Source organism: Stenotrophomonas sp. OVS01A (assembly GCF_019969775.1).
Classification (GTDB): Bacteria; Pseudomonadota; Gammaproteobacteria; order Xanthomonadales; family Xanthomonadaceae; genus Stenotrophomonas; species Stenotrophomonas indicatrix.
In genome coordinates this window covers 1460814-1474105 of sequence record NZ_JAHXYV010000001.1, presented here as the reverse complement: position 1 = coordinate 1474105, position 13292 = coordinate 1460814, and the positions used below count along the sequence as shown (strand labels likewise).

At 64.9% G+C, this 13292-nt stretch carries 12 protein-coding genes; 7 read left to right on the top strand and 5 right to left on the bottom strand.

The features are described 5' to 3' along the window. Positions 1-49 precede the first annotated feature (49 nt). From LC407_RS06975 to LC407_RS06960, 4 genes are all read left to right on the top strand, one after another. A complete protein-coding gene (locus LC407_RS06975; protein WP_032974882.1) occupies positions 50-1111 on the top strand; it encodes an ABC transporter substrate-binding protein in 1062 nt (353 codons plus the stop codon). A 14-nt stretch (positions 1112-1125) separates the two neighbouring features. Further along, positions 1126-1959: an ABC transporter ATP-binding protein gene (locus LC407_RS06970; RefSeq protein WP_223482470.1), complete on the top strand. Its 834-nt coding sequence runs from the start codon at positions 1126-1128 to the stop codon at positions 1957-1959. Beyond that, positions 1943-2719, top strand: coding sequence for an ABC transporter permease (locus LC407_RS06965; RefSeq protein ID WP_032974771.1), 777 nt, complete (start codon positions 1943-1945; stop codon positions 2717-2719). The genes LC407_RS06970 and LC407_RS06965 overlap by 17 nt, the downstream gene beginning before the upstream one ends. Before the next feature lie 134 nt (positions 2720-2853). Continuing rightward, positions 2854-4287 (top strand): porin, encoded by a 1434-nt coding sequence (locus tag LC407_RS06960; RefSeq protein ID WP_223482469.1) that lies wholly within the window; start codon positions 2854-2856, stop codon positions 4285-4287. A gap of 23 nt (positions 4288-4310) precedes the next feature. Here the strand turns inward: LC407_RS06960 and LC407_RS06955 are convergent, their stop codons facing one another. Further along, positions 4311-5558 (bottom strand): arsenic transporter, encoded by a 1248-nt coding sequence (locus LC407_RS06955; RefSeq protein ID WP_223482468.1) that lies wholly within the window; start codon positions 5556-5558, stop codon positions 4311-4313. A gap of 466 nt (positions 5559-6024) precedes the next feature. Between LC407_RS06955 and LC407_RS06950 the strand changes: the two genes are divergently transcribed. Further along, positions 6025-6549: a DUF6622 family protein gene (locus LC407_RS06950; protein ID WP_223482467.1), complete on the top strand. Its 525-nt coding sequence runs from the start codon at positions 6025-6027 to the stop codon at positions 6547-6549. A 129-nt stretch (positions 6550-6678) separates the two neighbouring features. Next, the gene (locus LC407_RS06945; protein ID WP_223482466.1) at positions 6679-9330 is read left to right on the top strand and encodes an excinuclease ABC subunit UvrA; all 2652 of its coding nucleotides are present in this window, start codon (positions 6679-6681) and stop codon (positions 9328-9330) included. Between the two features lie 26 nt (positions 9331-9356). Here the strand turns inward: LC407_RS06945 and LC407_RS06940 are convergent, their stop codons facing one another. Together LC407_RS06940 and LC407_RS06935 are read right to left on the bottom strand one after the other, a co-directional pair. After that, the gene (locus tag LC407_RS06940; RefSeq protein WP_223482465.1) at positions 9357-9833 is read right to left on the bottom strand and encodes a hypothetical protein; all 477 of its coding nucleotides are present in this window, start codon (positions 9831-9833) and stop codon (positions 9357-9359) included. A 24-nt stretch (positions 9834-9857) separates the two neighbouring features. Next, positions 9858-10214: a hypothetical protein gene (locus tag LC407_RS06935; RefSeq protein ID WP_223482464.1), complete on the bottom strand. Its 357-nt coding sequence runs from the start codon at positions 10212-10214 to the stop codon at positions 9858-9860. Positions 10215-10723: 509 nt separating this feature from the next. Here LC407_RS06935 and LC407_RS06930 point away from each other — a divergent pair. Next, positions 10724-11506 (top strand): hypothetical protein, encoded by a 783-nt coding sequence (locus LC407_RS06930; RefSeq protein ID WP_223482463.1) that lies wholly within the window; start codon positions 10724-10726, stop codon positions 11504-11506. Between the two features lie 244 nt (positions 11507-11750). Here LC407_RS06930 and LC407_RS06925 read toward each other — a convergent pair whose 3' ends face one another. Together LC407_RS06925 and LC407_RS06920 are read right to left on the bottom strand one after the other, a co-directional pair. Continuing rightward, positions 11751-12314: a hypothetical protein gene (locus tag LC407_RS06925; protein ID WP_140226987.1), complete on the bottom strand. Its 564-nt coding sequence runs from the start codon at positions 12312-12314 to the stop codon at positions 11751-11753. Positions 12315-12354: 40 nt separating this feature from the next. Continuing rightward, positions 12355-13287, bottom strand: a complete 933-nt coding sequence (locus LC407_RS06920; RefSeq protein ID WP_223482462.1) for an RHS repeat-associated core domain-containing protein — start codon at positions 13285-13287, stop codon at positions 12355-12357. Positions 13288-13292: the final 5 nt, after the last annotated feature.

Sequence of the window (13292 nt, the reverse complement as noted above, 5' to 3'; positions counted from 1 at the left end):
TGTGCTTGCCCGCCACCACAACGTAGATGCTTCACTCCTGGGAGGGATGATGTACAAGCAGTTCTTCATGGCCGCGCTGTGCGCGGTCGGCCTGGCCGCGGCCGGATGCAGCAAGCCGGACGCCGGTGCGGCCGGTGGTTCCGCACGCGGCGGCGACAATGCCCCGGTGCGCATCAGCGTCGGTTCCTACAACCTCAACAACCTGCCGTTCTTCATCGCCGACGCCAAGGGCTATTTCAAGGACGTCGGCCTGGAAGTGAAGACCGAGAACTTCGCCCAGGGCGGTTCGAAAGTACTGCAGGCGCTGGTTGCCAACTCCACCGACGTGGCCGTCGGCTTCTACGACCACACCATCCAGATGCAGGCCAAGGGGAAGGACGTAGTCGCCTTCGTACTGCTCTCGCGCAATTCCGGCCTGGTGATGGCCGGCCGCGAAGACGCCACATTCGATCCGGCGCGCCCGCAGACCATCAAGGGCCAGAAGGTCGGCATCACCGCACCGGGCTCCTCGTCCGACTTCTTCGTTCGCCATTTCCTGGCCCAGCATGACATCCCGGTCGACAGCATCTCGCTGATCGGCGTGGGTTCCGGTGCCGCTGCGGTCGCCGCGCTGGAGCAGGGCAAGATCGACCTGCTGGTGAACTACGATCCTGCCGCCACCCTGATCACCGAACGCAAGGTAGGGAAGATCATTCTCGACGCACGCAGTGATGACGGCGCACGACAGGTCTATGGCGGCCTGTACCCGACCTCGGTGATGTACGCCAACCAGAGCTTCCTGGACAAGCGCCCGGAAGCGGCCGAAAAGATTGCCCGTGCCGAGCAGATGGCGCTGAAGTTCATCGCCGACAACAGCGCCGAGGACATCGTCGCAGCCCTGCCTGACAGCTATGTCTCCGGCGACCGCGCCACCTATGCCCGCGCCGTGGAGAACGCCCGCGCGATCTTCACCACCGATGGCCACTTCACCGCGGCCGACCTGGAAACGCCGCTGAAGGTGCTGCGCGAGTTCAACACGGATGTGGCCAAGGCCAACATCGATCTGTCCAGGACCTACACCAATGCCTTCGTCGAGCGTGCCCACGCTGCGGCGCCGGCAGCCCAACGTTAAGCGGAGGTAACCCCATGGCCCTCAATGCCACCGTGCGCCAGCTCAATGGCGCGCCGCAGCTGGAGCCTGCACAGACCATGGTCGCCATCAACAAGGTGACCATGTCCTTCGGCGAATTCACCGCCGTGCGTGATGTCGACATCCAGGTGGGCGACGGCGAGTTCCTCGCCATCGTCGGCCCTACCGGCTGCGGCAAGAGCACCATCCTCAACTCCGTGGCGGGCCTGCTCACGCCATCGTCCGGCGAGGTGGCCATCGACGGCCGCAAGGTCAGCGGCGTGCAGGAATCTGTCGGTTATCTGTTCCAGCAGGATGCGCTGCTGCCATGGAAGACCGCGTACCAGAACGTCGAACTGGGCCTGCGCTTTCGTGGCGTGCCCGAAGCCGAGCGCAGGGCCAAGGCCAATGCCTGGCTGGCCAAGGTCGGCCTTGCCGGCTTCGAGCATCGCTACCCGCACCAGCTGTCCGGCGGACAGCGCAAGCGCGTGCAGATGGCACAGGCGTTGATCGTCGAACCGAAGGTGATCCTGATGGATGAGCCGTTCTCGGCGCTGGACATCCACACCCGCCACCTGATGCAGAACGAACTGCTGCGGCTGTGGCAGGAGGACCGGCGCTCGGTGATCCTCATTACCCATGACCTGGAAGAGGCCATCGCGCTGGGTGACCGCGTGGTGGTGCTGTCCTCCGGCCCCGCCAGCCGCGTCGTGCGCAGCTTCGACGTGGACCTGGAACGGCCGCGCAACGTGGCCGAAATCAAGCTGGACGAACGATTCACCGACCTGTACCGCGACATCTGGGCCTGCCTGCGCGGCGAAGTGGAGAAGAGCTATGCACGCCAAGACTGACAAATTCATCCAGCTGGCCCTGGTGGTCGCCGTATTCGGCGGCTGGGAAGGCGGCATCGCGCTGGGCGTGATCGATCCGTTCTTCTTCCCCTCGCCAACGGCAATCGTGCAGCAGGCGTGGACCTGGCTGTCCGACACCTCGTTCTACCAGCACGTCTACATCACCCTGACCGAAACCGCGCTGGGCTACATCATCGGCACCGGGCTGGGCGTGGCCGGTGGCGTGTGGCTTGGCCTGAGCCGACGCTCGGCACGCATCCTGGACCCGTTCATCAAGGGCTTCAACGCGATTCCGCGTGTGGTGCTGGCACCGATCTTCGTGCTGTGGCTGGGCCTTGGGCTGTGGTCGAAGGTGGCGCTGGCGGTCACGCTGGTGTTTTTCACCACGTTCTTCAACGCCATGCAGGGCGTGCGTGAAGTGAACCCGGTGGTGCTGGCCAACGCACGCATCCTGGGGGCGGGCCGCAGCGATCTGCTGCGTCACGTGTACTTCCCGGCGGCGGCCAGCTGGATCCTGTCCTCGCTGCGCACGTCCGTCGGTTTCGCGGTGGTCGGTGCGATCATCGGCGAGTACCTCGGTGCCTCGGCAGGGCTGGGCTACCTGATTGCCCAGGCCGAGGGCAACTTCAATGCCGTGGGCGTGTTCGCCGGCATCATCATCCTGGCCGCCTTCGTGCTGGTCATCGACGCACTGCTGGATGTGGTCGAGAACAAGCTGATCACCTGGCGCCCGAACGCGCAGACGCAGGCCACCAGCTGAGCGCGGCCGCCTGAGCCCGCTTGCCGCGCCGCCGGACTGATCCGGCGGCGCGCGCCTCCTTCCCCGATCTTCCCCCGCACCACCGCAACAGGCCAGCGCCAGGCCAGGGGGCCGGCTGGCCGGAGAGAGAGACCATGAACCATTCCACCGTGCTGCCGCCGGCAGCGCTGTCGGTCGCGCTCGGCCTGCTGTTGGCCAGTGGCCATGCCGGCGCTCAGTCCACTTCGTCACCGCCTGCACCATTGAGCCAGGCCGAGCTCTCGCAACTGGTGCAGCAGCAGGCCGTGCAGATCCAGCAGTTGGAGGCGCGCCTGCGCGCTGTCGAAGGCGGGCAGGGCCCTGCAGCGGTACCGGCGGCAACGCCCGCCGCTACGCTGGAAACCCGGGTCGCCGCGCTGGAATCGGGCCAGTCCAAACAGCCCAAGGTGTCCTGGTCCAAGGGGGCGCCGGAGTTCAGCAGCGCAGACGGCAACGCAGCCTTCCGGCCACGCGGCCGCCTGTTCGTCGACGCATCCAGTACCGACGGGTCCTCGGTGAGCGACCGCAACCTGTCCGGTACCGAAATCCGTTCGGTGCGCCTGGGCGCCGAAGGGCGTTACGGCATTCTGGGCTGGGCCGTCGAAGGCGATTTCGCCGACAACGACGTGGCCTGGAAGTCGGTCTATGCCACTGTCGATCACCGCCTGTTCGGCCTGCCTGCCGATCTTACCGTCGGCAACCGCCTCAATGACCGCGGCATCGATGGTTCCAGCAGCACCTCCAACACGCCCTTCCAGGACCGCAATGTCGTGGGCACCTTGATGCTGCCGCAGCGCGGGCTGTTCGGTGTCGGCCTTACCGAACGGGTGTATGGCAAGGGCTGGCACGCCAGCCTCTCGGTGGCAGGCAATGACCTCAACAACGCCGGTACCGACAACGACAGCCAGACCTGGGCCACGCGCGTGCACTGGAATCCCATCGAGAGTTCCGCCGCGACGGTGCACCTGGGCGCATGGGCCTTCCACGAGGAGATCGCCGCCGGTGCCAGCAGCGTGGTGCGCAGCTCGGCCATCGCCGGGCATTTCAACGATCTGGTCAAGATCACGCCGGGCACGCTGCTCGGCGCCGAGCGCAGCACCGCCTATGGCGCGGAGCTGGCGGGCTTCTTCGGCCCGGCATGGGCGACGGGCGAATGGGGCACCCGCAACCTGCGCGGTGCCGATGCCAGCGGTCGCTACGACCTCGACCACCAGGCCTGGGCTGTCTCGGCCGGCTGGTTCCTGGCCGGTGCCATGCCAGCCTATTCGGGCAAGGCCGGCGCCTGGAGCCGGGTGAAGGTGGCCGACCCGGTCACACGCGGCGGCAGGGGCGCGTGGGAGCTGAAGGCGCGCTATGAAGACGTGGATTACGCCGAACTGCCCAGCGGCGGTACCGGCCATGCGTGGACGCTGGGCACGAACTGGTACCTCAACGATTTCAGTCGCGTGATGTTCGAGGCCATCCGTTGGCAGACCGACAACCGCAGCGGTACCGGGCCGGGCAGGGACGAAGGCACCACCTTCAACACCCGTTTGCAGGTGGCGTTCTAGGCAAATACTGCGCCCGCGCCTGATCAGAGCAGCAGCAACGCCCCGATCAGCGCGGGCGGCATCACCAGCGCGCCGACACGCAGGAAGTCGAGCGCGCTGACATGCTCGCCTTCGCGGCGCAGCGCCACCAGCCACAGCATGGTGGCCAGCGAGCCGGTCACTGACAGGTTCGGGCCCAGGTCCACGCCGATCAGCAACGCCGCGCGCGTCTGCGCCGGCAGTTCGGCCATCTGGCCCAGCGAGCCCGCAGCCAGGCCCACCGGCAGATTGTTGGCCACGTTGCTGAGCAGTGCGGCAGCGCCTCCGGCCAGCCAGCCCGCTTGGTGCGGCGAGGTCTGCGCCAGCGCCTGCAGGTTGCTGGCCGCTGTCTGGATGACACCGGTCTGCGAAACCGCTTCAACCAGCACGAACAGGCCGGCCACCAGCGGCAGCACGCCCCAGGAGACGTGGCGCAACAGCGGCAGCGGGCTGCGGCGCTGGCGGATCGCCACCACCGCCACGCTCAGCGCGCCCGCACAGAACGTAGTCAGGCCCAATGGGCCGTTCAGTGCTGAGGTCACCAGCAGCACGGTGCCGGTGAACAACACGCCCAGCGCACTCAACCGGCCACCCTCGGTAAGCGGGCGATGCTCGGGCGATGCTGCCAACGGCTGTGCGATCTCGCGGCGATGCACCCAGCGCAGCACCAGATACGTGGCACCGATCGCGGCCAGCGACGGCAGCGCGAACTGCGTCAGCCACTGCAGCAGCGGTGGCATGTGGTTGCCGTACACCATCAGGTTGGCCGGGTTGGAAATGGGCAGCACGAAGCTCGCCGCATTGGCGATGAACGCACAGACAAACAGATAGGGCAGGGGGTTGGCGCGGGCCGCCTTGCACGCCGCATAGACCGCCGGCGTCAGCACCACCGCCGTGGCATCGTTGGACAGGAACACCGTCACCACCGTGCCGACCAGGAACACCAGGTCGAACAACCGCCGCCCCGAGCCGCCCGCATGCCGTACCGCATACAGCGCCAGCCAGTCGAACAGGCCCTCGCGCCGCGCCAGCTCGGCCAGCACCATCATGCCGACCAGGAACAGATAGACATCCCGCCCTTCAGCAACCGCGTGCCAGGTCGTGCCGAGCGACACCGCCCCAAGCAGCGGAAGCAGCGCGGCCGCGCCCAGCGCCCAAACGTACTCCGGAATGCGGAACGGCCGGAACAGCAGGCCGACGGTGGCAACGGCCACGGCCGCCCAGATGATGAGGGGGGAAGAGGAAGCGAGCATGGAGTGGGTGGGGTCTCAGTTGCACCGGCGCGTAGCCAACAGCAACGCGCGCTACAACGATGGCAAGTGCGAGAAAGTCGGCATCATACCGTGCCGGCTGCAGCGCCGGCCCCGCCAGCAAAGGACCGTATCAGGACCCGGCGTGCGCCCGATTGAAGGCGCATGCCATTGACCGTGACGCGTCACGGTAATATCGATTCCGAACATCCGCATCGAAAGGGTAGTGCCGGCCGCTGGCCGGCAAGACGCCAAGTGGTGCCGCCTCGGCTACGAATCGGTGGGCGGCAAAGACCTCCGTTCGCTGGTCACGGTGACACGATAGGACACGCGTACATCGCCGAGCGCCGCGCAGAGGACAGGGTGCAGGCTGCATCGCTGACACCTGTCACTTGTCCGGCCAATGCGTACCGCCAATAGTGAGCGCCACCGCCGCCTGCCTGGCCGGCACTCACCGAAAGGACCTCCCGTGAACCTGCTGCAGCAACTTCTCTGGCAGACCCCCATCTGGGTCTGGGTGCTTCTGGCGTTCCTGGTGTCGCGCGGCATCGCGGCCATGCGGTCGGGGCAGACCTCGCTGCGGAAGCTGGCCATCGTGCCGGCGCTGTTCAGCGTCTGGGGCATCTGGTCGATCAGCCACCGCTATGGCGGCTCGCCGTTGGCGTGGGGCGAATGGCTGGCCGGCATCTGCGCCGGCGCGGCAGTGGGCTGGCTGCTCCTGCGCCGGGCAACGCTGACCGTGGACGCCTCCACTGGCACGCTGTGGCGCAGTGCCGACTACAGCCTGCTGCCACTGCTGCTGGTCACGTTCGTCATCAAGTACGGTTTTGAAACGGCGCTCGCCGTGGCGCCAGGCCTGAGCAGCAACGCAGGTTTCAGCGCCGCCTATCTCCTGCTGTCTGGCGGATTCACCGGCATCTTCATCGGCAAGTACTGCCGCTATCTGGCGGCGTCGCGCGGGGCAACGCCCAGCGGGATGCAGCCTGCGGGCTGAGTCCAGCCCAGGATGAGGGGCGGTGGGCGCGCTTCGGTCGTGCCCTCACCACATTCACCTCGCAGCAGCGAAAATGCGTCCTTGGGCGCGCTCCAGGGCGCACCGCTCACTGCCTGCAGGAACGCAACGATGTCCAACAACCCTTTCGGTGAATCCTCATGCGCGGCCGCAGCCAACGGTTGCGTGGAGGTGCGCGGCGCGCGCGAGCACAACCTCAAGAATGTCGATGTCTCGATCCCGCGCAATGCGCTGGTGGTGTTCTCCGGGGTGTCGGGGTCGGGCAAGTCGTCGTTGGCCTTCGGTACGGTCTTCGCCGAGGCGCAGCGGCGCTACTTCGAATCCGTAGCGCCGTACGCGCGGCGCCTGATCGACCAGGCGGGCGTGCCCGATGTGGACGCCATCGACGGGCTGCCGCCGGCGGTGGCGTTGCAGCAGCAGCGCGGCGCCAGCAATGCACGTTCCTCGGTGGGCAGTGTCACCACGCTGTCCAGCTTGGTGCGCATGATGTACTCGCGCGCAGGGGCCTACCCGGCCAACCAGCCCATGCTGTACGCCGAGGACTTCTCGCCCAATACGCCGCAGGGCGCCTGCAGCACCTGCCACGGCCTGGGGCATGTGTACGAGGTGACCGAAGCGCTGATGGTGCCGGATCCGTCGCTGAGCATCCGTGAACGTGCCATCGCCTCCTGGCCTCCGGCATGGCATGGCCAGAACCTGCGCGACATCCTGGTCACGCTGGGCTACGACATCGATGTGCCGTGGAAGAAGCTGCCGAAGAAGGACCGCGACTGGATCCTGTTCACCGAGGAAACGCCAACCGTGCCGGTCTATGCCGGCTTCACGCCCGCAGAGACCCGCGCCGCACTGAAGCGCAAGCTGGAACCCAGCTACATGGGTACCTATACCGGTGCGCGCCGTTACGTGCTGCACACCTTTGCCAACACCCAGAGCGCGCTGATGCGCAAGCGCGTTTCGCGCTACATGGAAGGCAGGTTGTGCCCGGCCTGCCACGGAAAGCGCCTGAAGCCGGAAGCGCTTTCGGTCACCTTTGCCGGTGTGGATATCGGCGAGTTCATGCGGTTGCCGCTGGATCAACTGGCGGATCTGCTCGGGCCCATCGCGCAGGGCGATTTCAGCGCGCACAGCCGCGGCGCACGTACCAGCGGCAGCGCCACGAAACGCGATCGCACGCAGCGGGCTGCAAGCGGCCGCCCTGTCCACGCTGGAGCCCCCGACGTGCGGCTGACCTCGGCCCTATCGGAAGAGAAGCGCTTGGCCGCGCAGCGGCTGGCAGGCGGCGTCATGGCGCGCGTACACCAGCTGCGAGGCCTGGGCCTGGGGTACCTCTCGCTGGATCGCGCCACGCCGACCCTGTCGGCCGGCGAACTGCAGCGCCTGCGGCTGGCCACGCAGCTCAGCTCATTGCTGTTTGGCGTGCTGTACGTGCTGGATGAACCCTCGGCCGGCTTGCACCCCGCCGACAGTCAGGCGCTGTACGACGCGCTGGACCGGTTGCGCGACGGCGGAAACTCGGTGTTCGTTGTCGAGCACGACCTGGAGCTGATGCGCCGCGCGCAGTGGCTGGTGGATGTTGGCCCGGAGGCGGGTGAGCACGGCGGGCGCGTTCTCTACAGTGGCGAGCCCGAGGGCCTGCGCAAGGTCCAGGAATCGCGCACCGCCCGGTATCTGTTCGACCAGGTGCCTGCGGCCGCCAGCCGGCAGCGCCGCGCCAGCAGCTGGCTGGAGCTGAAGGGCATCCACCGCCACAACCTGCAGGGTGTGGATGCGCAGGTGCCGCTGGGGCTGCTGACCGCAGTGACCGGCATTTCGGGGTCGGGCAAATCCAGCCTGATGGCGCAGGCACTGCCCGAGCTGGTGCTGCTGCACCTGGGGCATGAGCCCGAGGACAACAGCGCCGAGAGTGCGCCCACCGACGCGCCGACCGTGATCGAAGCGACCCGAGGCCGGCTGGCTGGCGATGTGGACGCCATCCAGCGGGTAGTGCAGGTGGACCAGAAGCCCATCGGCCGAACGCCACGCTCCAACCTGGCCACCTATACCGGGCTGTTCGACCACGTGCGCAAGCTGTTCGCCGCCACGCCCGCCGCGCGCCGTCGGCGTTTCGATGCCGGCCGTTTCTCGTTCAACGTGGCCAAGGGGCGATGCGAGACCTGCGAAGGCGAAGGTTTCGTCAGCGTCGAACTGCTGTTCATGCCCAGCGTCTATGCGCCGTGCCCCACCTGCCATGGCGCCCGCTACAACGAGGCCACGCTGAAGGTGCTGTGGAATGAGCGCAACATCGCCGAAGTCCTGCAGATGACGGTGGACCAGGCGCACGCGTTCTTCATCGAGGAAGAGGCCATTGCCCGCCCGCTGCAACTGCTGCAGGAGATCGGCCTGGGCTATCTGAGGCTGGGCCAGCCGGCCACAGAGCTTTCAGGCGGCGAAGCCCAGCGCATCAAGCTGGCGACCGAGCTGCAGCGCAGCCAGCGCGGGCGCACGCTCTACGTACTGGACGAACCCACCACCGGCCTGCATGCATCGGACGCGGACAGGCTGCTGGTGCAGCTGCAGCGACTGGTGGACGCGGGCAATTCGGTGGTGATGATCGAGCACGACATGCGCGCGGTCGTGCAGGCGGACTGGGTGATTGACGTCGGGCCTGGCGCAGGCGCTGCGGGCGGCACCATTGTGGCGAAGGGAACGCCGCAACAGGTGGCGCGCGCCAAGGGCAGCAGGACGGCGCCGTTCCTTGCGCGGGAGCTGCGGCAGGGTAGGTGAGGCGGGGCGTCGCCGGGGTTGTGCTTCTAGTTCCGCACGCCACACCGCTCATCCTCAGGCACATCGCCAGCAAGCGTCAGTAGCAGCCGATCCTGCAGCGTAGGTTCCTGCACGCCAGACAGGACCTGCTCCAGATAGGTCAACGGGACCAGTGACCACTGCAGCGTGGCCTGCAGGGGGTAGATCGCAGGCGCCCGTTGCTCGGTACCCAGCGCAACCCGGATCAGCAGAAGCGGCGGCTGCCTCTCCACGTGCAGCACCGGCACACCCTTGCACCTGATCTGGAAGGAAGCCGAAGCGGGCGTCCCCTCCAGGAACTCGAAACCGTCCCGCGCCCGTGCCTCTGCGAATCGAAGCGCGTGGCGACGCAGCGTCCAGAATGTCTCATCGGGCACATCGCGGTACGCGAGCACCTCCGGCTCAACAGGCTCTGGCAAGTGCATCTGTACGGCAACGACCAGCGCCAGAAAGAGCGCCCACAGCACCCCGTGGCGCACCTTCATTTCAGGCCCCACCGAAGTGATCCTTCAGTCTGCAGGCTGCAGCCGTTCGCTTGCGTGGGCTGCGAGCCCCAGGCCGGCCATGATCAGTCCTTCCATCACCCGGTCGCCGACGTATTGCTCCGGCTCACCATTCTGGCGGGTGCGTTCGGCCGCCAGCAGTACTTCCAGCACCACGCGCAGGCCCGTCAGCGAGCAGTCGGCATCGGCCAGCGCCATCTGCCGGCCACGCAGCTGATGCCGCTCTGGCCAGGGCTGACCGTCGGCGGCCACGCCCGAGCCGATGCTGTGCAGCAGCGCGATGAGGGTGTTGGGATCCACGGTAGGCCCGGCCGAGGGCGCCTCGTGGATGGGCTGTGGGGCAGGGGAGTAGGGCGTGGTCATGGCTGGGCTCCTTGCGTGCAGGCAGAAGCCGCCACCGATAAAGGTGGCGGACGATGCGTGGCTCGAAATCCGGCGTGCAATCAGACCGGCAGGCGCAAGGCCTCCACGCACCGCCCGCCATAGCCGGCAGACGGATTGCCAGCCGGCACCACCTTAGCGATGGTGCCGACTGGCAAGCGTAAGTCACGATTACACAACCGGGATTTCGAGGCCCGACCACCGGTTTTCGGTGGCATGGCAAGAAATACGCCCGGCTGTGCGCGCTGCCAATACAGTAAGGGCAATGCCGTCACCGTTTTCGACGTTTTCAGAATCGTTGTATGGCGGGGAAGGGCGCTAGAGGCTTGGCCTGCAAGGGCTGTGGGCGGTGCCGATTGGCCCGCAAATTTCGTGCCGGTACCGACATGCTCTGACCGGGAGTAGGGCAGACGCGACAAAGGGATGGACGGGGCGAACCCTCGATGCCGCTTTTAGGTCTGCCCCTATCCGCTGCAATCAGAGTGCACTGCGTGGCTGACGCCACGCTCCACGCCATGGCACTATCCTGGATGCGTCAGGGGCGCTTGATAGGGAAGGAGTACATTGAAAGTGCGCAAAAAGGACTAACGATGGCCGACGTGGCTGGCTGGGGTTCGGCTGTCGTCACGTTTGGTTTGATTCAAGGCGCGCTCTATCTGAAGGCGTACTGGGGCCACTTTGGCCTTGATCCCTTTCAGTTTGTTGCGGTGAGCGAACTGGCCCTGGCTGGCCTGGCAGGCATCGGCATGGTGTTGTTTCTCATTCTGATTGCACTGTTGTTTGGCGGCTGGGTGGAAGTAAAGCTGACGAGTGGGAGCTCCAAGAACAAGCTGTTCGCATGGCTGTTTCCGCTGCTATCCTTCACGGGCCTGGGGCTGCTGCTTTGGTGGTCGAACACGTGGCCTCTTCTGATAGGGCTTCTTCTGACGATCATCTGTGCGCTGATCGTGCAACTTTCGCCGGTGGTGCCAGCGACGGTGAAGGATTCCCCTTGGCTGATCTATGCCTTGGTAATGCTGGTCTATGTCTCGATAGTGTCAAGCATGCTTGGTTCCGGGCGTGCCGCGACGATCTCCTCTGGGGGCGGCGAGCACGTGACGGCTGTGACTGTTGATGGAAAGGTGCAGGGCGGCCTTAGCCTGATTGGTCGGCTTGGTGATAGCTATGCGCTGTGGCACCCGGCGCGGAAGGGCGCCGTGCTCGTGCCTGTTGGCGATGTTGGGAGGGTGGAGATTGTGCGAAAGGGTGTGATGCCTGCTCCAGCTGTGGAATAGGGCTGGGTTTCGGCAATCGCCAGGCAGGGAGTTGCAGTGCATCTGAGATCGCGGACTAGCGATAAGGGATGTTTATCGAGGGTAGGGGGGAGGTGCGCTTCTCGCTAGAATGTGCCGCCGTACCCGCATTAGTTCCGTCTTACTCCACTCCCACTTAATTTCCCGCGCCAGGTCACGGATTGAGATGAACGACGCGAAAGGCCTGCCGCTGCAACATCACTGGCGGCTTGGCCGAGCCGGAGTCCTATCTTCTACATCTCATCCGCTCAATCTCATTCAGGACTTGCTTGTCTAATGAACCGAAGTCACCCGGAATTTCATTGTCTGTGAAGAAGGAGTAAGTGACGCCAAAGTCGTCGCCATGGAGCACACGATTGCAGGAAACACTGCCCAACGTGTCGCAGGATGCCATTAGCTCATCGTCATCCATGGGTTGTGTTGCGCCACGTGCACTCGAGCGCCATACGAAAATGTGGCTCTTGTCGCCGCCGTCGGGAACGGCAAGCAATCCTTTCTCCAGCATCTTCGCGTCTTGCCAGCCTTCAATAGCGCTCGTACGCAGATGGGATCCTTGGGGGAGGTCGCCAAACCTTCTTCCAGGAAAGTAAGATTTGGCCACCACCGCTACCGAGATCAAATTACCGGGGCCGATACAAGCCTCGCTATGGCTGGAGTAACAGCCATGCAGGGTAAAGCCGCCGGCCACAGGATCCTCATGACCCCGCCGGGAAGGCGTCGCATCTAGATCGCCAGGAATGCAAAAGTCGGTCTTCGCACCATCGACACGATATGAAGTGGGCGAATCCACACATCCGGACCCAAGAGCTGCCACGACACACACAAAAAATCTAGTTACTGCAACTCGGTTGCGCGCAATAGTCATATACGTCCCGCGTCGTTGAGCCAAGAACATTGATTACCGTCTCCAGAGCATCCGTCTTGTATCCACCAAATGCCCTGGGGTCTGCTCCATTTCTTTCAAAGACTCGCTCGTGGAACTCTCCGATGACACTCCTGTCTAACATTACCGGATTCTTCTCAGTTGCACCCGCCTGGTCCAGCGCCTGCACATGCGCTCTCGCAAGATCAATCCTTATGGCCTCCATCTTAAACGCAACCGCAATTGCCTGCGTGCTTGTCATAGTCCGGGGGTCAGTGCCCATATTGCTGGCAATGGAATTTGCGAGAATTCTGTTAGTGATTTCTGAGAGCCGAGCATTCAGAGGGTTGGAGCCACTATTGCCTGCCACTTCGCCTGCGCGTTCCGCATACTTATCGCCGCCCGATCCCGCCAATTGATAATATGCTTTCCAATCGCCCGACACGGCAGCCGCTCTTTCTTCAACAGTAACCCAGCAGCCCTTGCCGCTGCATTCGCGACCATCGGGATCTCGGTTTGTGTAGGGATTGCTGTTGGCGTACCAGTAGCGATTGAAATTGTCCCCGCGTGGTCGAGCAGCCACCGGGTCGACCGATAGAAAGCGTCCGATTGTCGGATCATAGTAGCGCTGCTGCATGTAGTTAAGTCCCGTCTGGGCATCCGACACTTGGCCGGTGAAGCCTGGCTGATCATCGCTACCTGCAACGAGCATGGATCCATATGGGTCATAGAATGATTCAGCTATCAGATTTCCGGATGCGTCCGACTCTGCCACCGGGGTCCCCAAGGCATCGGTATGCACGTATGTGACTGTCGCCTGTGCATACACTTCAGGACTGAGCGCCCCGCACATCAGCATCAACGAGATCATGTGGCGGGTAGCTATGCTGGCTCGATTCATTCGCA

Coding starts and splice junctions, on each gene's coding strand:
- LC407_RS06975 (WP_032974882.1), top strand. CDS start 50: ATGTACAAGCAGTTCTTCATGGCCGCGCTGTGCGCGGTCGGCCTGGCC.
- LC407_RS06970 (WP_223482470.1), top strand. CDS start 1,126: ATGGCCCTCAATGCCACCGTGCGCCAGCTCAATGGCGCGCCGCAGCTG.
- LC407_RS06965 (WP_032974771.1), top strand. CDS start 1,943: ATGCACGCCAAGACTGACAAATTCATCCAGCTGGCCCTGGTGGTCGCC.
- LC407_RS06960 (WP_223482469.1), top strand. CDS start 2,854: ATGAACCATTCCACCGTGCTGCCGCCGGCAGCGCTGTCGGTCGCGCTC.
- LC407_RS06955 (WP_223482468.1), bottom strand. CDS start 5,558: ATGCTCGCTTCCTCTTCCCCCCTCATCATCTGGGCGGCCGTGGCCGTT.
- LC407_RS06945 (WP_223482466.1), top strand. CDS start 6,679: ATGTCCAACAACCCTTTCGGTGAATCCTCATGCGCGGCCGCAGCCAAC.
- LC407_RS06940 (WP_223482465.1), bottom strand. CDS start 9,833: ATGAAGGTGCGCCACGGGGTGCTGTGGGCGCTCTTTCTGGCGCTGGTC.
- LC407_RS06935 (WP_223482464.1), bottom strand. CDS start 10,214: ATGACCACGCCCTACTCCCCTGCCCCACAGCCCATCCACGAGGCGCCC.
- LC407_RS06920 (WP_223482462.1), bottom strand. CDS start 13,287: ATGAATCGAGCCAGCATAGCTACCCGCCACATGATCTCGTTGATGCTG.